This is a genomic window from Mesorhizobium sp. B2-7-3 (assembly GCF_006440715.1).
Taxonomy (GTDB): Bacteria; Pseudomonadota; Alphaproteobacteria; order Rhizobiales; family Rhizobiaceae; genus Mesorhizobium; species Mesorhizobium australicum.
The window spans coordinates 434,735-452,125 of sequence record NZ_VFTY01000005.1; the positions used below are offsets into that span (position 1 = coordinate 434,735).

Sequence of the window (17,391 nt, forward strand, 5' to 3'; positions counted from 1 at the left end):
CTACGCGCCCTCGACGACGGAAAAGCCCTCGAATTGCGGGTGGCCGAGATAGTGGACTTTCGTCGTGCCGACATTCCGGTGGGCGGCGCGGAAGTTCTCCGACTTGGTCCAGGCGACGAAATCATCGTGACTTGCCCACGCCGTGTGCGACGCGAACAGCGTGTAGCCCTCGGTCTCGTTGACCGGGCCGCGCAGCAGGTGAAATTCGCGAAAACCCTTCATCTCGGCCAGGCTGGAGTCGCGGTTCTTCCACATGGCTTCGAAGTTGCCCTCCGAGCCGGTCTGGACCTTGAAGCGGTTCATGGCGATGTACATGGGGTCCCTTTCACGCGGATGTTGATGGTTGCGCCGCAACGTTTGTCCCGGGCCTAGTCAAAACGGGCCGATGCCGACCTCGAACTCCAAGCTCGGGTTCGATGCCTGTGACGGAATTGGAGGGAAGGGAGCGGCCTTGCGCACGATGCCAAGCGCGGCCTCGTCGAAAGTCGGCGATCCTGAGCTTTCCAGAATGCGCAACTGGTCTATGTCGCCCTTCCTGCCTATGGCGAATGCCACAACCGCATTGTTACGCGCGGCCAGTTGCAGCGAAGGCGGGAGAGTACGATTGACGCTGCCGAGTTTTCGAAAGACGTTGCCGCGGTAGCTGTCTTCCGCGGCGCTGCCTTGGTCTTTTTGCCTTTTGCCCTTGCTGGCCGCTTCCGCCAGCCGGTCCTGGCCATCGGCCGTGCCGCTCCGTTCATTCGCTGCTCCAGCAGTGGCAGGGGCAGCCGCCGGAGTTGGCCTTGCAACGGGGATCGGCGGTTGGTCCGGAACGGTGACAGGAATTTCGGTGGTTTCGGCCTGGGCGTTCGGCTGTGCCGGCGTTTCTGTCCTGGCAGCCACGCTCTGGTCATCCGGGCGCGGGGTTGCCGCCACCAGTATGTCCGGCGTGGCCACGGGCTGTTTGACCGGTTCCGCCGAGGGCTCCGAAGCCTGCTTCGCGGCGTCACGGGCAGGCTCGGGAGCGTGTGTCACCGGTTCCTGCGCGGGCTGTGAAGGTGCGGTCGGCGCCGGTCTGGCCGCCTTTGCCGGATGAGGCTTGGCCGTCGGCGGGGGCGGCACCAGCGTGACATTCATTGCCGCCGGGTCCTTGTCCAATGCACTGCCGGCGACCTTGTCACCTTTGTGATCGCCGCCTTCCGGCTGCTCTGTCTCCCTCGAATCGAACTTGCCGGCGGACGAGATCAGAAAAGCCGCCGCCACGCCGGCATGGACCAGGCAGGAGATGGCGATCGCAGCCTGCCACTTGCCGTTGCTGGCTTGCGGTCGTGCCTGGGCAAGTCGCTCTGCCGGCGCTATTGCCAACTCGCTGCCAGCGTCGGGGAGTGGACTGATTTCCTGCATGTCGCGGGGGCGAAATTGCAGCGATACGCGCAGACTTGTCAAATCAAGATCGGCTGCCTCAACCGGTAAGCAATCGAAGCCGGCCAGCGGCCCTGCCACGGTCTTTTCTTATGCGGTCCCACTTCAGACGCCGAAAGCGATGCCGGTCCTGGTGTCCGTCTTCAGCTTGCGCATGCAGGCAGTTGGTTCGACGCCCGTGCCAGCGCAATCCGTTCCGCTGTTGACCAGCACGCGGCTGACCTTGGTGCAGTCGGTGCCGGCCAGGTCAAAGCGTGTCACCTTGGTTTTGCCGGCCGGCAGGTCCTTGAAGTCGAGCACTGTCAGCCGGTCGACGATGCCGGCCTCGTTGAACAGGGCGATCTCGAACGCCGCCTTGGTCAGGTCGGCGCCGAGATTGTTGCTGACCAGGAAGGTCAGCCGGCAGCCCTTGTCGGAAGGCTGCGCGGCATTGAGTTCGAGGGTCAGGACCGGCGCGGACTGCTCAGCCCACGCCGGAATTGTCGTCAGCGACATCGCCAGCGTCGAGGTCAGCAGACGAAGGGATGCCGTCAAGGGCGTCATGGTCAGCCTCCAAAGCGCATGGTTGCCGCCAGCTTCAGCGTGATACCGGGTTCGTAGACCGCAACCGTGGTGCTGCCGTTCAGCGGATTGGCGTATTTGACGTCGAACAGATTGTCGGCGCGGAAATCGACTTTCAGATTGTCGGTCGCCTGATAGCTGGCGAAAGCATTGATCAGCGTGTAGTCCGTCGCGACGGCATTGCCCTTAGGCTTGCCGTTATACTGCACCTCACCGCCGACGGTCAGCTTGTCCTCGAGGAAACGCAGGCCAAGCTGAGCGGTGACCTGAGAGGAGGGGATAGTGGCGAGGTCGGCTTCCACACCCTTGTAGGAAACGGTGTGGCCATCCGTGATCGAGGCCGAGAGGCCGGCATAGCCCCATGCCGCGTCATAGACGCCCTCCAGCTCGAAGCCGTTGATCTTGGCCTTGGCGAAATTTTGATACTGGAAGCAGATCGGGATTCCGGGGCCGAAGGGGCAGCCACTGCCTGGAGCGAACGGCGACAGCGTTACGCCGTCGATATAGTCGTCGACATCGTTGTTGAAATAGGCTGCTTTCAGGCGCAAGGCGTCGCCCGGCTCGAAGATGTCGTTCTGCTTGTAGTTGACGCCGAACTCGGTCGTCTTGCCGGTTTCGGGCCGCAGATTTGGATTGGGCAGGAACGGGAAGCTGACGCCGGCGGGATGATTGCCGCTGATCAGCGTTTCCGTGATCGAGGGCGAGCGGTAGCCTTCCGCATAAGTGCCGTAGAATTGCAGGCCGGCAAGCCCGGCGCTCTCGAACGGCGAGACACCGACGGTGACGCGCGGGGATAGCCTGTCGCCGGAAATATCATGCATGTCATCCTTCAGGCCGTAGCTGTCGTAGCGCAGGCCAGCGACGACTTCGAGCCAGTCCCAGGTGAGCTTGTCCTGGACGTAGGCGCCGGACACGTTGCGCTTGCCCGACGGCGTGTAGAAACTGTCGCCCCCGGCCGCGCCACCCGTCTTGACGTTGTCGCCGACCCAATCGCCGCCATAGGTCAGTTCATGCGCGATGCCGTTCGTTTCGAACCGCGACGTGTTCCAGATATCGATGCCGGTCGTGCCGACATCGAATGTCGACAGTGATCCTGCCGGCAGCACCACGGGAAGACCGGTCACCGGATCGAAGCGGTTCTGCGGCGCGAGACTGGTCAGGTCGAGATTGGTCTTGTTGTAGGACGTGTTGATGTGGAGATCGAGCCAGCTCTTGTCTTCGTCCGTGATGTTGTAGCGGGCCGTGAAGGTGTTCGACTTCAGGTCGACATCGTTGACCGGCACGCCGCCGCTGGTCTCGTCCCAGCCGTCGCTCGAACCGACCCAGCCGAGCTTGAGCTCACTGTTCTCGGTTGGCCGGATGGTCGTCTTGAACAGGCCGCTCTGCACGTCGAAGCCGGTGCCGTTGACGGTGTCGCCGTCGCCGTCCTTGTAGTTGTCGTAGTCGCGGTAAACGATGTTGCCCAACACGTCCCAGTTCTCATTGATGCGATAGGCACCGGTGGCGCTGGTGGTCCAGCCCTTGCCGTTGCTCTCGTAGCGTCCGGTGACGGAACCGGCCCAGGTCTCGTCGGGCATAAGGACATCGACCGCATCCTTGGTATCGAAGAAGACGACGCCGCCAATAGCGCCCGAGCCATAGGTGTTGGCGACGGGACCACGGATCACGTCGACGGATTTGACGAGCTCGGGATCGATGTAGAAGGTCGACTGGGTGCCGTGGTCGGAACGCTGGAAATTCTGGCGCGCGCCATCGACGATCACCGCGACGCGGCCGAAATCCTGCAGGCCGCGGATGTTGATGCTGGTGCTGACGCGCCTGGCGTCGGCCTGCGCAGCGACGCCAGGCACACCGAAAAGCATCTCGTTCGGCGTTGTCGCCATGCGGCGATCGAGCTGTTCCTGGTCGACATGGCTGGCCGAGGCCAGCGACTGTATCGCCGTTTCGCCGGTGCGGCTGAGCACCAGGATCCTGTCGAGCAACGTAGCGCCCGCGGGGGCTGCCTTTTGCTGGTCAGTCTTCTTCGATTGATCCGTCTGCTCGCTCGCCGCCTGCGTCGCAGGTTGCGCGTGCGCCGATGGCGCGGATAGAGCGATCGCCGCCACGCTTGCGAGCAAAGCCGCCGCACCGTTCGCCGCCCACCGACGGCGCCGTTCCCAACTTATCAACCCCATGCCCCAACTCCAAATCCCAGGTTCCATGCTGGCTGGCCCGGGGCTTGCTGGCATTTTGATCGTATCCGGCATCTTAAATGTTGACTCATTTAGTCCGGTATTGCACTGACTAGTAAACATGATTATTCAAGTCAAGAATGAATCGGCAATTCGCAACGCCTAGCCAGATGCCCGGCACAGGAAAGGGATCGACCCAGATGAACACGCACAATCCCAACGAGTTTCGCTATCGCGTCCGCCGTTCCGACGATACCTCCACCCGTTTCGATCGGGTCTCGCTGGCGGTGCGGACGCTGTCCAGCAACACGCTGTTCCAGGGCGAGCACGAAATCGGAATCGAGCATCATGGCGCGCTCTACCGGCTGAAGATCACCCGCCAGGGCAAGCTCATTCTCAACAAGTAAGGCAAGGCATCAGGGGTAAAGACATGGACCAGCGCGTAAAACCCGCTCCGCATGAAATCCGGCGGGCCCGGACCGACAATCCGAAAGCGCGCGAGCGTGACCTCGCCGCCCAGCTCGGCATTTCGGAGGCCGAGCTGGTGGCCGCGCATTGCGGCGACGGCGTCGTCCGCGTCGAACCGCGCGTCAACGACCTTCTGACCGGTCTCGAGGCCGTTGGCGAGGTGATGGCGCTGACCCGCAACGAAAGCGCCGTGCACGAGAAGATCGGCGTCTATGACAAGGTCGTCACCGGCAATCACAATGCCATGGTGCTCGGCGAGAACATCGACCTGCGCATTTTTCCGAAAATCTGGGCGCATGGCTTTGCCGTGGAGAAGCGCGACGGCGACGACATCCGCCGCAGCCTGCAGTTCTTCGATGCGGCCGGCGACGCGGTGCACAAGGTGCATCTGCGCCCGGCCTCCAGCCTCCATGCCTACCAGAAACTGGTCGCCTCGCTGGAATCGCCGAACCAGGAGCCGACGATCGACATTTCAGGGACGGTTCTCGATGAGGAAAGCGAGGCCGGGGCATCGACGGCGAGCCTGGACGACCTGCGTGATCGCTGGAGCCGGCTGACGGACGTGCACCAGTTCTTCGGCATGCTGAAGACGCTGAAGCTCAGCCGCCGCCAGGCAGTGCGCATGGTTGGCCAGGACTACGCCTGGCTGCTCGACAATGACGCGGTGCGCGCCATGTTCCATCACGCCGCCGAAAGCGAGATGCCGATCATGTGCTTCGTGGGCAACCGCGGCTGCATCCAGATCCACTCCGGGCCGATCAAATCGATCAAGCCCATGGGGCCGTGGATCAACGTGCTCGACGAGACCTTCCACCTGCACCTGCGCACCGACCACATCCATGAAGTCTGGGCGGTGCGCAAGCCGACCAAGGACGGCCATGTCACATCGCTCGAGGTCTATGCCGCCAATGGCGACATGATCATCCAGTTCTTCGGCAAGCGCCATGAAGGCGAAAGCGAGCGCGAGGACTGGCGTTTTCTGGCCGAGCACCTGCCGCGCATTCCGAACCCGACGGCAGCCTGAGGAGAGTGCGATGCGGTTTGTTTCGAGGCCGTCCGCCCTGCGCGGATCGAGGGTCGGTTATGCAATCGGCCTTTCCATGGCTTTCGCCGCGCTGCAACCAGCCGGCGCCACCGAAGGCGTTTCGGTGTTCGCCGATCCTTCGAAGATCGCCGCTATTGGCGGCTCCATCACCGAGATCGTCTATGCGCTGGGCGAGGAGAGGCATCTGGTGGCGCGCGATTCCACCAGCCTCTATCCAAAGGCCGCGCTCGACCTGCCTGATGTCGGTTACATGCGCCAGCTGTCGCCGGAAGGCGTCTTGTCGGTCAATCCGACGGGCATACTGGCATTGCACGGCAGCGGTCCCAGGGAAGCCGTCGACGTGCTGAAGAAGACGAGCATTCCGTTCATCGAAGTGCCCGAGCAGTACAACCGCGAAGGCATCCTCCAGAAGGTCCGCATTGTCGGCAAGGCGATCGGGGTCAAGGCCAAGGCCGAGGTGCTGGCCAGGGCGCTCGATGCGAAACTCACAGCCGCCGAAAAGCGGACAGCCTCGATCAAGGAGCGCAGGCGCGTGCTGTTCATTCTCTCGACGCAGGGTGGCAAGATCCTGGCGGCCGGCAGCGAAACCGCGGCCGACGGCATGGTCAAGCTGGCGGGCGGGGTCAATGCGGTGGAAGGCTTTTCCGGCTACAAGCAAATGTCGGACGAAGCGATCATCACCGCAAGGCCGGACGTGATCCTGATGATGAGCAATGCCGGGCCGCCGGTCTCGGACGACGAAGTGTTCGGCAATCCATCCATCGCCTCAACGCCGGCCGGAACGGCGCGCAAGCTGATCCGCATCGATGGCGCCTATCTACTCGGCTTCGGGCCGCGCACGGCCGACGCGATCTATGATCTCGCCGTTTCGCTTTATGGCGCACAGGTCACGGACTGAGCATCATGGCCGACCAGTCGATCGCAGGTCCGGCGAAGGCGATTAGGGCATCCGACGGGGATCGTTCCGGCCGCGCCCGTGCCGTCATCCTTCTGCTGTGCCTGGGCTTGGCGATCGCCATCTTGCTTTCGCTCACATCCGGCGCATCGGATGCATCCGCCGTGACCGTCTTCAGGGATTGGCTCTTTGGCTCCGTCCCCGGCGATGCGGCGCTCAACGCCCGCGACAGCTTGATCGTCCATGACATCCGCATGCCACGCGTCATCCTCGGCATGTTGGTGGGTGCGGCGCTCGCGGTTTGTGGCGCCGTCATGCAAGGACTGTTCCGCAATCCGCTCGCCGACCCCGGTCTGATCGGCGTTTCCGCAGGATCCAGCCTTGGCGCGGTGGTCATCATCGTTCTTGGCGGGACCGTGCTGGCGCCGGTGACCGCCTCGCTCGGAACGCTGGCGCTGCCGCTTGCGGCGTTCGTCGGCGGTCTCGTCACCACATTGGTGCTTTATCAGGTCGCCACGCGACGTGGGCAAACCTCGGTCGCCACCATGCTGCTCGCGGGCATAGCCCTGGCGGCACTTGCCATGGCGCTGACCGGAATCCTGATATTCATGGCCGACGATCGCCAGCTGCGCGACCTGACCTTCTGGTCACTGGGATCGCTCGGCGGTGCGACATGGGCCAAGATCGCTTCCGTAGGACCCATAATCGTCCTGGCACTGGCGGCGATGCCGTTCCTGGCCCGCGGCCTTAACGCGCTGGCGCTGGGCGAAGCGACCGCCGGCCATCTCGGCATTCCGGTGCAGCGGCTGAAATACACTGCCATCATCGGCGTTTCGGCGGCGGTCGGCGCCTCCGTCGCCGTCAGCGGCGGCATCGGCTTCGTCGGCATCGTCGTGCCGCATCTGCTGCGACTGCTGATCGGACCCGACAATCGTTACCTGCTGCCGGCCTCGGGGCTGCTCGGCGCCTCCTCGTTGCTGCTTGCCGATGCGGTCGCCCGCACCATCGTGGCGCCGGCCGAGCTGCCGATCGGCATCGTCACCGCGATATCAGGCGCGCCGTTCTTCCTGTGGATATTGCTGCGCAGGCGCGGCGTGATCGATTTGTGAGGCTGGAATGATCGAGGCGAGGAATGTTTCGGTCGATATCGCCGGCAAGAGAATTGTTGCCGGTGTCGATTTCGATGCGCGGCCGGGCGAGGTGGCGGCAATCGTCGGCCCCAATGGTTCGGGCAAGACGACCTTCCTGAGGGCATTGTCGGGGGACCTCGGCTATACCGGGAGTGTCGTCCTCAACGGCCGCGACCTCGCAGCGATGAAGCCGGTGGAGGTCGCCGTCCAGCGGGCTGTGTTGCCGCAGGCGACGACACTGTCGTTTCCTTTCACTGTGCGGGAGGTCGTCAGGCTTGGCCTGGTCGGTGGCCGTTCGGGCGCGCTGCCGGGCGAGGACGGACGCCTGCCGGAACGGGCGCTGGCGCGGGTCGATCTCGACGGCTTTGCCGGCCGCTTCTATCAGGAGCTTTCCGGTGGCGAGCAGCAGCGTGTCCAGCTTGCGCGCGTGCTGTGCCAGGTCTGGGCGCCGGTGCTCGACGGCAAGCCGCGCTATCTGTTCCTTGACGAGCCGGTGTCCAGCCTCGACATCAAGCACCAGCTGATCATCATGAACATCGCCCGCGACTTCGCCAGAAGGGGCGGGGGCGTGGTAGCGATCCTGCACGACCTCAATCTGACGGCCATGTACGCTGACCGCATCTTCGTGATGCATCGCGGCCGGCTGGCCGCCAGCGGCTTGCCCCGCGACGTGCTGAGTGACGACCTGATCGAGAAGGTGTTCGATTGCCGGCTCAAGGTCGGCGTGCTGCCGGCCGGCAACATGCCGTTCGTGCTCCCGCAATCGTCGGTCAGCTGATATTCAGCCGACACTGCACGATGCGGCAGGGATCAGGCCGCTGGGGCGCGGCGCTCCATCAGCATGTCGATGCCGAGCAGGGCGCGTACATTTGGCCTTGCCGCCACGAGGTCGGCGATCGTGTAGCGGGCAAGCACGGCGAAGAAGGCGTTGAGCGCTTCGCGCAATGCGGAGTTCAGCGCGCAGCTGTCGACCAGCGGGCATTCGGCGGCATCGTTCTCGAAGCACTCCGCCATGGCAAAACTTTCCTCGGTCACGCGCACGACGTCGAACAGGCTTATCGATTCGGCGGCACGGCCGAGCCGTACCCCTCCGTTCCGGCCGCGCACAGTCTCGACCATGCCATTCTCGACCAGAGGCTGCAGGATTTTGAACAGGAACAGTTCCGACACCGAATAGGCGGCCGCGATCTCCGGGATGCGGCTCAACCGGTCATTGTTGGCGGCGCAATACATCAGAATGCGCATGGCATAGTTGGTTTGGCGCGTAAGCCGCATCTCGTCCTCACTCGGCGCTGATATGATGCAACCACGCCAGATTCTAAACTTTGCTGGCGCGGCCTCGTCCGGAATCCGGATCGCTGCACTGGTCTCGGCGGAATATGGCCTATACCTTGGAATAATTCCAGACTAGCCGGGCATCATAGATGAATAAACTCGTCAACTTTATGTGCGCCGCCGGGCAAAAGCCGGGACAGACAAACCGGCTGCCACGGGCATTCCGGCGGCCGCGGCACTAGATAGGCCTAATAGACGAGGAGCGGCATGGCTCAATCGGACCAATCCCTGGCGCCAGTGCGGTTCGATGCCGACGCGGGCGCCAAGCTTTCCGCGTTGCGGCGGACAAAGTTCGTCGCCACGGCGGCATTGGCACTCTGCGTGGTGGTCTTTGCCTTGGCCAAGTCCTTCCAGAGCAGCTATCCATGGCTCGGCTTCGTCGCCGCCTTCGCCGAGGCGGCAACGATCGGCGGCCTTGCCGACTGGTACGCGGTGGTGGCGCTGTTCAAACGGCCGCTCGGGTTGCCCATCCCGCACACCGCCATCATCCCGGAAAACCAGGACCGTATCGCCGACAATCTCGGCCGTTTCATCGAGGCCAATTTCCTGGCGCCGGAACCGGTGCGTGAAAAACTCGCCGAGGTCGATTTTTCGGCGCTCGTGGCCGACTGGCTGGCCGATGCCGAACGCGCCGCCGGCCTGTCGCGCTTCGTCGTGCGGCTGGTGCCGCAGACGCTTGCCGCCGTCGAACAATCCGGTCTGCGCGGCTTCGTCACCAGCCGCATGCTCGAACAGATCGAAAAGGTGCCGCTGGCGCCACTTGCGGCCGAACTTCTGTCCGCGCTCACCGACGACCGCCGCCACCAGAAGCTGTTCGACGAGTTCATCAAGGTCATCGGCCGGTTCCTCAACGACGAACAGGCGCTGGCGACGATGCGCGACAAGATCCGCGAGGAACTCCCGTCGCTATTCAACCTGTTCCGGGCCGACGCCTATCTCCTGAAGAAGATCGTCGCTTCGGCTGGCTCCTTGCTGGACGAGGTGCGTGCCGATCCAGATCACCCGATGCGCGCCGAATTCGACCGTTTCGCGCAAAGTTTCGTCGAGCGGCTGCGCACGTCCAAGCAATATGCCAGGCGAGCGGAGAAAATGAAGCGCGACTTCCTCGCCAGACCGGAAATCAGGGCGCTGGCCGGCGACATGTGGGAGAGCCTCAGCCTGTTCATCGAGCAGGACGCCAAGGCGCCGAATTCGTTGATCAGGGAGCATCTGGCCAACATGTTTGTCGAAGTCGGCCGCCATCTTGCCGGAGACGCGCAGATCCGGGCCGACATGAACCAAGGCTTCGTGGTGGCGCTGGCCTCCTTCGTCGAAAGCCAGAAGAGCGGTGTGTCGAAATTCATCGCCGACCAGGTCAAGCGCTGGGACCTGGCCCAACTGACACGCCTGATCGAGATGAACATTGGCAGGGACCTGCAATATATCCGCTTCAACGGCATGATCATCGGTGGGCTGGCGGGCATCGTACTTTACACGATCGAGTTGCTGCTCCCGGTCAATTGATCCCTAGCGATCGCCTAGGCCCGTGTTCGAAATGGACACGAGGCGTTCGAGTGCTATTCTCCTCGATGAGGGCGTCCGCGACCGCGGCAAAGGGGAGATGACAATCATGGCCAGACAATCGGAATCCGATTCCTTCATGGAAATGTTCGGCAGGTTCGGCCGTGACCTGAAGGTGCCGAATGTGGATGTCGAAGCGATTCTTGCGCATCACCGCAAGAATCTCGAAGCCTTGGAGAAATCCGCGCGTGCCGGGGCGGCTGGGACGTCCTCGCTGTTGTCTAGGCAACGCGAAATGCTGCAGGACACGCTGCGCGAAATCGCCGACATGGCGCAGAGCTACCGCGCACCGGGCAATCCGCAGGAGTTGATGGCCAAGCAGACCGAGTTTGCCAGAAAATCCTTCGAGGTGGCGCTCAAGAACGCCGGTGAAGTGGCTGAGCTAGCCAGGAAATCAGGCACCGAATCGATCGACATCCTGCGCGCACGCATCAAGGAGGCGATGGAGGAGGTCCGCGCCGGTTACGGGCAGAAGTAGGTTCTCATGGGCTGTCGTTCCGCTCTCGGCCGGGCACACCCCGTTCCCGATACCGTAACCCTTCGCACAGTTGCATTAGCGCCACGCCATAAGCTCCCGGCAGTCTGAAAGGTCGGAAAAGTCCCAATTCGCCTGCCATCGCATGGCAAGACATGGCACGAGTGAGCGCGAATGCGCCGGAACGGATTTGCGAGGGACGAATTGACAGAGGCCGCCGGTTCGTGGTCCGGAAGCTTTGGAAGCGATCGGGAAAGCAGGCATGACGGAAGTACGGCCTAAAACGCCGCCAACCTACGAGCAGCTGAGAACGATGTCCGGACAGGAGCTCGGCGTCTCGGAATGGACCACGGTCGACCAGAACCGTATCAACCAGTTCGCCGAATGCACGGGCGACCATCAATGGATCCACGTCGATCCTGAACGGGCGCGGCGGCAAAGCCCGTTCCGCACCACGATCGCGCATGGCTATCTGACACTGTCGATCATCGGCGCGCTGGCCCTCGAAATGGGGATCGTGCCCGAGAATACGCAGGCCGCCTTCAACTATGGTTTCGACAAGGTGCGTTTCCTGGCGCCGGTCAAGGTCGGCGCACGCATTCGCTTGCGCACGAAGCTGCTTTCCATGGAAGACAAAGGCCCGGGCCAGTATCTGATGAAGGCAGCCAACACGGTCGAGATCGAAGGCGAGGAAAAGCCGGCGCTGATGGCTGAAACACTCGTCATGCTCTACGAGCGCCGCAAACGGGCAGGGGCCTGAACGGCGCCCGCCAGGCCCCTTGCGTCATTTCCTTCAGCTGTTCTTGTGCGGCAAGGAATAGGCCCAGATCTGGGTATGGCATTTCGGAAAGGCATGATTGAGCATCCGCGCAAATGGTGAGATTTGGCGGCGTTCTGCCGTTTCATGGATGGTCTGATTTGATGGGGCAGAAGGCCGCAACAACGAGGTGTTGTCGCGGCTTATTTGTCTGCTGACTTGGTGGTTCCCATATCAGCGAGTCATCGCCGTTTCGAGCGCCTTGAAAATCCGCTCGTCCGCGCACTGGGCGACGTTGAAGCGCAGGAAGCGGCTGGCGGACTGCGACAGGCTGAACGCATTGCCGGGCGCCAGCACGATGTTGTCGGCGAGCGCACTGCGGGCGATTTCGGCCGCGTCCACGCCTTCCGGCAGGGTGCACCACAGGAACAGCCCAGCCGGCTGCTCGATCCAGGGCGTAATGCCGATCGCCTTCAGCCGGGCGCTGGTCTCGCCCATGGCCCGCGAAAGGCGGGCGCGCAGCAAATCCATGTGCTTTCGGTAGCTGCCGTCTTTCAGCAGCGTCAGCACAAGTTCGGCCGCCAGCCGTCCGCCGCCGAACGTCGTGGCGATCTTGAGGTCGGTCAGCCCCTCGATCCAGTCACGGGGCGCGGCGATGAAACCGCAGCGGACCGACGCCGACAGCGTCTTGGAGAAACTGCCGATCTGGACGACGCGACTAAGGCCGTCGAACGCCGCTAGCCTTGGGGCGGGAATGTGCTCGAAATCGGCGAAGATATCATCCTCGACGATGGTCAGATCCGACTGGTCGGCCAGTTTGAGCAAACGATGGGCCGTCACCGGAGACAGGATCGCGCCGGTCGGGTTGTGGATGGCCGAGTTGGTGATGTAGAGGCGCGGCCGGTGTTCGGCCAGCGCCTGGGCGAACAGCTCGATGTCCGGCCCCGATGGCGTGTAGGGCACGCTGACGACCTTGGCGCGGTGGGCGCGCAGCAGAGCATGGAAATTGAAGTAGCAGGGATCGTCGACCAACACGGTGTCGCCCGGCTCGATCAGGAACCGGCAGAGCAGGTCGATGGCCTGGGTGCACGATTCCGTCAGCATGATCTGGTCGGGGGAGGCTTCGATGCCGTGCCCGGCCATGCGCCGCGCCAGCAATTGCCGCAGCGGCGGCAGCCCGAGCGGCGTGCCGTAATCTGCGAGAGCGACATCGTCGGCACGCGCAACCGTGCGCAATGCCCGGCGCAGCCCGGCCTGTGGCATCCATGAAGCCGGCAGCCAGCCGCAGCCGGGTTTCAGGACCTCGTCGCCAGCCTCCAGGGACTGGCGCGAGACCCAGAGCGGATCGACGGCACGGTCGAGCCGGGGACCGATCTCGGCGAGCGACAGCGGTGCCAGCGACCCGGCGGCATAGAAACCGGAACCGGGCCGCGAACGGATCGCGCCTTCGGCGGCAAGCCGTTCGTAGGCCTCGACCACGGTGGATTTCGACACCTGCATGGATTTGGCGAAAGCGCGGATCGAGGGCAACCTTGCTCCAGGCGTCAGGCTGCGCGCGGCAATCCGCTGCCGGATGGCGGCCATGACCCCTTCGACGAGAGTTCCGCCGCTGTCGAGCCTGACTGCTTCGTCCATCTGTACCTTCCAGAAAACCATGACAGTTTTATCGAATTGTACTGCATTGTCTCTGGTGGCGCCATAGCCGCGGGCCCCATAGAGGGGCGAAACAAACGGAGCCTGCGATGGACAAGACGGCGAGCGGCTGGGTGAGCGGATTTATCGGCGTGCTGATTTTCAGCGGTTCGTTGCCGGCGACGCGCGTGGCGGTGATGGATCTCGACCCGATATTCCTGACGTCGGCCCGCGCGGTTATTGCCGGCCTGCTCGGTCTCGCGCTGCTGCTTGTGTTCCGCGAGAAGCGTCCCGGGCGTCATGACTTGCTGTCGCTCGTCATCGTTGCGCTTGGCGTGGTCGTCGGCTTTCCCTTGCTGACGGCATTGGCGCTGAAGCATGTCACCTCGGCCCACTCCATCATCTTCGTCGGCCTGCTGCCGCTGGCGACCGCGATCTTCGGCGTGCTGCGCGGCGGTGAACGGCCCCGGCCGGCCTTCTGGCTGTTCTCATGCCTGGGCAGTGCGCTGGTGGCGGGCTTCGCGCTTGCGCAAGGCGTGACGGCTTCGCCGGTTGGCGATGGGCTGATGCTTGCGGCCATCGTCGCCTGCGGCCTTGGCTATGCCGAGGGTGCCGCGCTGTCGCGCAAGCTCGGGGGCTGGCAAGTGATCTGCTGGGCGCTGGTGCTGTCCCTGCCGGTCATGCTGGTGCTGACCTTTGCGACCCTGCCGCCATCCTTCGCCAGCGTAGGCTCCAATGCCTGGATTGGTCTTGGCTATGTCTCGCTGTTCAGCATGCTGATCGGCTTCGTGTTCTGGTATCGCGGCCTAGCGCAAGGCGGCATTGCGGCGGTGGGGCAGTTGCAGCTTCTGCAACCGTTCTTCGGGCTCGCACTGGCGGCGACGCTGCTGCATGAACAGGTCAGCCCGATGATGATCGTCGTCACGCTCGGCGTGGTGCTTTGCGTTTTCGGCGCGAAGAAGTTTGCCAAGCAGGATTTGCCGCGTCGTGCGGCTGCATAGCGATGCCGACCCTCACGAGAACTTCGTCACCACCCCAATGCCGATACCCTCGAAGCCGCCCATCGCCATCAAGGCCGCTGGCGCTTCGTCGAGGCTGATCTTCTTGCCGACCAGCAGTTCGGGTTTGAGCTTGCCGTGGCGGATCATCTCCATCATCGCGGGGTAGCGATAGGCCTGCATGCCGTGACTGCCGAGGATTTCGAGTTCGAAGGCGATCACCTTGTCCATCGGCACCTGCGGGCGGGCGTGTTCGCCCAGCATCAAGCCGACCTGCACGTGACGGCCGCGCCGGCGCAGGTTGGCGATCGAGTTGAAAGACGTCGTCGGATGGCCGAGCGCGTCCATCGACATGTGGGCGCCACCATTGGTGATCTGCTTGACGGCCTTGATAACGTTCGGCGTCGTCGAAGCGTTGATGGTCGCCACGGCGCCGATCTGTTTGGCGAAGTCCAGCTTTTCCTCGGTGAGGTCGATGGCGATGACGTTGGCGCCCATCGAACTGGCGATCATGATTGCCGACAGGCCGACGCCGCCGCAGCCATGCACCGCCACCCATTCGCCGGGCTTTACCCGGCCCTGATCGACAATGGCGCGGAACGATGTGACGAAGCGGCAGCCGAGGCTGGCGGCGGTGGCGAATTCCATTTCGTCGGGCAGGCGCACGAGATTGGTATCGGCGTGTTCGATAGCGACATATTCGGCGAATGAGCCCCAGGTGTTGAAGCCAGGCTGGGACTGGTGTTCGCAGACCTGGTGATTGCCTGATGTGCATTCGAAGCAGTGGCCGCAGCCGACGGCAAACGGCACGGTGACGCGTTCGCCCGCCTTCCAGCGGGTGACGTGCTTGCCGGCGGCAACCACGACGCCGGCCAGTTCGTGGCCCGGCACATGCGGCAGGCGGATATCGGCGTCATGGCCCATCCAGCCGTGCCAGTCGCTGCGGCAGAGCCCGGTCGCCTCGACCTTGATGACGACGCCATCGGCCGCCGGCTTGGGGTCTGGCACGGTCTGGATCGTCGGCGCTTCGCCGAATTTCTCGAAGACGACGGCTTTCATCGTTCATTCCACCCTAGAGACGACACTCACTGTGGGAAACGATAGCCGATTCCCTGTTCGGTCAAGCGGAAATCGACTCCGCCAGGCTGGCCAGCCTGCGGACCCTGCGGTCAGCTGTTTTCCTGGTTGCGGAAATCGGCAAGCCGGGTGTCACCGGGGGCAAGCAGGCGGCCGTCTTCTGCGTGCACTTCAAGACGCCTTATCGGCCGGCCACTCTCCGTGTCGACCATGAAGGTGTAGGGCTCGCCCGGACCGGAGAAATAGGTCTCGCCCCATTGCCGCAAGGCGATCAGCACGTAGAACAGGCCGCGTCCTTTTTGCGTCAGCACATATTCATGATGCGCGCTGCCGTCGGGGGCCGGGACGGTTTCGAGGATGCCGTGCGTAACCAGATTTCGGAGCCGCGCCGACAGGATGTTCTTGGCAACGCCCAGGCTCTTTTGGAACTCGCCGAAGCGTCGCAACCCGTCGAACGCGTCGCGCACGATGAGCAGCGACCACCAGTCGCCGATCGCATCCAGCGGTCGCGCGATCAGGCAATCCGCACTCTGGTGGCTCGTTCGTTTCACCATGGCTTTCGTTGGTCCAGATTGTTCATTTTGGTTGCAAGATAAAACTGTTTTGTTTATCCCACAAGTGGTTTCAAATTGAAACCTTTCGTGGAGAGCCTCATGAATATACAGGTGGTGAACGGCGCGGCAGCGAAGGCGGCGCAGCCCGAAGAGCCGAGGCAAGTCACACCGGGATTGTCCGGAATGACAGCGCTGGTCTTCGCCATCGCCTGTGGCCTGAGCGTCGCCAATGTCTATTTCGCCCATCCGCTGCTCGACGCCATGGCGCATGATTTTGCCATTGCGCCGGCCTCGATCGGCATCGTGGTGACGGTCACGCAGGTCGGCTATGCGCTTGGCCTGTTCTTCATCGTGCCGCTGGGCGACCTGTTCGATCGCCGCAAGCTGATTGCCGGCCAGGCGATCCTTTCGGCCGTGGCGCTGATAGCCGTTGGACTTGCACCGAACACGGCGATGCTGCTGGCGAGCCTCGCGGCGGTCGGGCTGCTTGCCGTGATGGTGCAGGTACTGGTTGCCTACGCGGCCGACCTCGCCGCGCCGTCGCAACGGGGGCGGGCGGTCGGCACCGTCACCAGCGGCGTCATAACAGGCATCCTGCTTGCCCGCTTCGTCGCCGGCGTCGTCGCCGATCTCGCCGGCTGGCGCTGGGTCTATCTTGTCTCGGCCGGCCTTACACTTGTCATGGCGGTTGTTCTCCACACCATCCTGCCGCGCCATGAGGCAGAGCGGCCGCGCACCTCCTATGTCAGGCTGTTGGGCTCGATGGTGCTGCTGTTCGTGCGGGAACCGCTGCTGCGCGTGCGCGCGGTGCTCGCCTTGTTGATCTTCGCCAGCTTCAACGTGCTGTGGGCACCGCTGGTGCTGCCGCTCAGCGCGCCGCCATTTTCACTGCCGCACACCGCGATCGGGCTGTTCGGCCTTGCCGGTGTCGCCGGCGCGCTGGGGGCGCGATGGACCGGTGGTCTGGTGGATCGCGGGCATGGTCAACTGGTCACTGGCCTCAGCCTGCTTATGATGACGACGGCCTGGCTGCCTATCGCCTTCATGGGCATGTCACTATGGTTGCTTGTCGCCGGCATCGTCATGCTGGATCTGGCAATCCAGGCCGTCCACGTCACCAATCAGAGCCTGATTTTCTCCCGTCGGCCGGATGCGCGCAGCCGGCTGGTCGGCGGCTACATGATCTTCTACTCGGTCGGCAGTGCGCTCGGCTCGATCGCCTCGACCATGGCCTATGCCGCGGCCGGCTGGAGCGGTGTCTCGTTGCTCGGCGCCGGCATCGGCTTGACGGCGCTATTGTTCTGGGCGCTGACGCTGCGCGTTGGCCGGTGA

General features: G+C 63.4%; 18 protein-coding genes. 10 read left to right on the top strand and 8 right to left on the bottom strand.

The annotated features are described in order from the left end of the window. The 4 genes from FJW04_RS14650 to FJW04_RS14665 all read right to left on the bottom strand — a co-directional run bounded on the left by FJW04_RS14650 (nt 1) and on the right by FJW04_RS14665 (nt 4,136). Entirely contained in the window at nt 1-315 is a 315-nt protein-coding gene (locus FJW04_RS14650) for an antibiotic biosynthesis monooxygenase (RefSeq protein WP_015317479.1), read from the bottom strand. A 57-nt stretch (nt 316-372) separates the two neighbouring features. Further along, entirely contained in the window at nt 373-1,425 is a 1,053-nt protein-coding gene (locus FJW04_RS14655) for a TonB family protein (protein ID WP_348641975.1), read from the bottom strand. 81 nt (nt 1,426-1,506) lie between these two features. Then, on the bottom strand, nt 1,507-1,944 hold the full coding sequence (locus FJW04_RS14660) for a hypothetical protein (RefSeq protein ID WP_140714898.1): 438 nt from the start codon (nt 1,942-1,944) through the stop codon (nt 1,507-1,509). Between the two features lie 2 nt (nt 1,945-1,946). Continuing rightward, on the bottom strand, nt 1,947-4,136 hold the full coding sequence (locus FJW04_RS14665; RefSeq protein WP_140714900.1) for a TonB-dependent hemoglobin/transferrin/lactoferrin family receptor: 2,190 nt from the start codon (nt 4,134-4,136) through the stop codon (nt 1,947-1,949). A gap of 197 nt (nt 4,137-4,333) precedes the next feature. Between FJW04_RS14665 and hemP the strand changes: the two genes are divergently transcribed. Genes hemP through FJW04_RS14690 form a run of 5 tightly spaced genes read left to right on the top strand, consistent with a single transcriptional unit; the run spans nt 4,334 to nt 8,449 of the window. After that, the gene (gene hemP / locus FJW04_RS14670; protein ID WP_015317483.1) at nt 4,334-4,540 is read left to right on the top strand and encodes a hemin uptake protein HemP; all 207 of its coding nucleotides are present in this window, start codon (nt 4,334-4,336) and stop codon (nt 4,538-4,540) included. A gap of 23 nt (nt 4,541-4,563) precedes the next feature. After that, entirely contained in the window at nt 4,564-5,625 is a 1,062-nt protein-coding gene (locus FJW04_RS14675) for a hemin-degrading factor (protein ID WP_015317484.1), read from the top strand. A 10-nt stretch (nt 5,626-5,635) separates the two neighbouring features. Beyond that, a complete protein-coding gene (locus FJW04_RS14680; protein ID WP_140714902.1) occupies nt 5,636-6,544 on the top strand; it encodes a hemin ABC transporter substrate-binding protein in 909 nt (302 codons plus the stop codon). A gap of 5 nt (nt 6,545-6,549) precedes the next feature. Beyond that, nucleotides 6,550-7,650 (top strand): iron ABC transporter permease, encoded by a 1,101-nt coding sequence (locus tag FJW04_RS14685; protein WP_140714904.1) that lies wholly within the window; start codon nt 6,550-6,552, stop codon nt 7,648-7,650. 7 nt (nt 7,651-7,657) lie between these two features. After that, a complete protein-coding gene (locus FJW04_RS14690; protein ID WP_140661088.1) occupies nt 7,658-8,449 on the top strand; it encodes a heme ABC transporter ATP-binding protein in 792 nt (263 codons plus the stop codon). 32 nt (nt 8,450-8,481) lie between these two features. Here the strand turns inward: FJW04_RS14690 and rirA are convergent, their stop codons facing one another. Beyond that, nucleotides 8,482-8,946, bottom strand: a complete 465-nt coding sequence (gene rirA / locus FJW04_RS14695) for an iron-responsive transcriptional regulator RirA (RefSeq protein WP_015317488.1) — start codon at nt 8,944-8,946, stop codon at nt 8,482-8,484. Between the two features lie 267 nt (nt 8,947-9,213). Here rirA and FJW04_RS14700 point away from each other — a divergent pair, with 267 nt between their 5' ends. From FJW04_RS14700 to FJW04_RS14710, 3 genes are all read left to right on the top strand, one after another. Then, nucleotides 9,214-10,509 carry a DUF445 domain-containing protein gene (locus FJW04_RS14700; protein WP_140661089.1) on the top strand — a complete coding sequence of 432 codons (1,296 nt, stop codon included), beginning with the start codon at nt 9,214-9,216 and terminating at the stop codon, nt 10,507-10,509. Between the two features lie 106 nt (nt 10,510-10,615). Then, a complete protein-coding gene (locus tag FJW04_RS14705; protein ID WP_041163820.1) occupies nt 10,616-11,044 on the top strand; it encodes a phasin family protein in 429 nt (142 codons plus the stop codon). Between the two features lie 259 nt (nt 11,045-11,303). Beyond that, nucleotides 11,304-11,801 carry a MaoC family dehydratase gene (locus FJW04_RS14710; RefSeq protein ID WP_015317491.1) on the top strand — a complete coding sequence of 166 codons (498 nt, stop codon included), beginning with the start codon at nt 11,304-11,306 and terminating at the stop codon, nt 11,799-11,801. 231 nt (nt 11,802-12,032) lie between these two features. Here the strand turns inward: FJW04_RS14710 and FJW04_RS14715 are convergent, their stop codons facing one another. Then, nucleotides 12,033-13,433 carry a PLP-dependent aminotransferase family protein gene (locus FJW04_RS14715; RefSeq protein ID WP_140714906.1) on the bottom strand — a complete coding sequence of 467 codons (1,401 nt, stop codon included), beginning with the start codon at nt 13,431-13,433 and terminating at the stop codon, nt 12,033-12,035. 107 nt (nt 13,434-13,540) lie between these two features. Between FJW04_RS14715 and FJW04_RS14720 the strand changes: the two genes are divergently transcribed. Beyond that, the gene (locus tag FJW04_RS14720; protein ID WP_140616032.1) at nt 13,541-14,431 is read left to right on the top strand and encodes a DMT family transporter; all 891 of its coding nucleotides are present in this window, start codon (nt 13,541-13,543) and stop codon (nt 14,429-14,431) included. A gap of 12 nt (nt 14,432-14,443) precedes the next feature. On the opposite strand, the gene FJW04_RS14725 is transcribed toward FJW04_RS14720, so the two are convergent. Both FJW04_RS14725 and FJW04_RS14730 read right to left on the bottom strand, forming a co-directional pair. After that, nucleotides 14,444-15,487, bottom strand: coding sequence for a zinc-dependent alcohol dehydrogenase family protein (locus FJW04_RS14725; protein ID WP_140714908.1), 1,044 nt, complete (start codon nt 15,485-15,487; stop codon nt 14,444-14,446). A gap of 110 nt (nt 15,488-15,597) precedes the next feature. Next, a complete protein-coding gene (locus FJW04_RS14730; RefSeq protein ID WP_015317495.1) occupies nt 15,598-16,059 on the bottom strand; it encodes a helix-turn-helix domain-containing protein in 462 nt (153 codons plus the stop codon). A gap of 99 nt (nt 16,060-16,158) precedes the next feature. On the opposite strand from FJW04_RS14730, the gene FJW04_RS14735 reads away from it, so the two are divergent. Beyond that, nucleotides 16,159-17,391, top strand: a complete 1,233-nt coding sequence (locus tag FJW04_RS14735) for an MFS transporter (RefSeq protein ID WP_140714910.1) — start codon at nt 16,159-16,161, stop codon at nt 17,389-17,391.

Coding starts and splice junctions, on each gene's coding strand:
- FJW04_RS14650 (WP_015317479.1), bottom strand. CDS start 315: ATGTACATCGCCATGAACCGCTTCAAGGTCCAGACCGGCTCGGAGGGC.
- FJW04_RS14660 (WP_140714898.1), bottom strand. CDS start 1,944: ATGACGCCCTTGACGGCATCCCTTCGTCTGCTGACCTCGACGCTGGCG.
- FJW04_RS14665 (WP_140714900.1), bottom strand. CDS start 4,136: ATGGGGTTGATAAGTTGGGAACGGCGCCGTCGGTGGGCGGCGAACGGT.
- hemP (WP_015317483.1), top strand. CDS start 4,334: ATGAACACGCACAATCCCAACGAGTTTCGCTATCGCGTCCGCCGTTCC.
- FJW04_RS14675 (WP_015317484.1), top strand. CDS start 4,564: ATGGACCAGCGCGTAAAACCCGCTCCGCATGAAATCCGGCGGGCCCGG.
- FJW04_RS14680 (WP_140714902.1), top strand. CDS start 5,636: ATGCGGTTTGTTTCGAGGCCGTCCGCCCTGCGCGGATCGAGGGTCGGT.
- FJW04_RS14685 (WP_140714904.1), top strand. CDS start 6,550: ATGGCCGACCAGTCGATCGCAGGTCCGGCGAAGGCGATTAGGGCATCC.
- FJW04_RS14690 (WP_140661088.1), top strand. CDS start 7,658: ATGATCGAGGCGAGGAATGTTTCGGTCGATATCGCCGGCAAGAGAATT.
- rirA (WP_015317488.1), bottom strand. CDS start 8,946: ATGCGGCTTACGCGCCAAACCAACTATGCCATGCGCATTCTGATGTAT.
- FJW04_RS14700 (WP_140661089.1), top strand. CDS start 9,214: ATGGCTCAATCGGACCAATCCCTGGCGCCAGTGCGGTTCGATGCCGAC.
- FJW04_RS14705 (WP_041163820.1), top strand. CDS start 10,616: ATGGCCAGACAATCGGAATCCGATTCCTTCATGGAAATGTTCGGCAGG.
- FJW04_RS14710 (WP_015317491.1), top strand. CDS start 11,304: ATGACGGAAGTACGGCCTAAAACGCCGCCAACCTACGAGCAGCTGAGA.
- FJW04_RS14715 (WP_140714906.1), bottom strand. CDS start 13,433: ATGGACGAAGCAGTCAGGCTCGACAGCGGCGGAACTCTCGTCGAAGGG.
- FJW04_RS14720 (WP_140616032.1), top strand. CDS start 13,541: ATGGACAAGACGGCGAGCGGCTGGGTGAGCGGATTTATCGGCGTGCTG.
- FJW04_RS14725 (WP_140714908.1), bottom strand. CDS start 15,487: ATGAAAGCCGTCGTCTTCGAGAAATTCGGCGAAGCGCCGACGATCCAG.
- FJW04_RS14730 (WP_015317495.1), bottom strand. CDS start 16,059: ATGGTGAAACGAACGAGCCACCAGAGTGCGGATTGCCTGATCGCGCGA.
- FJW04_RS14735 (WP_140714910.1), top strand. CDS start 16,159: ATGAATATACAGGTGGTGAACGGCGCGGCAGCGAAGGCGGCGCAGCCC.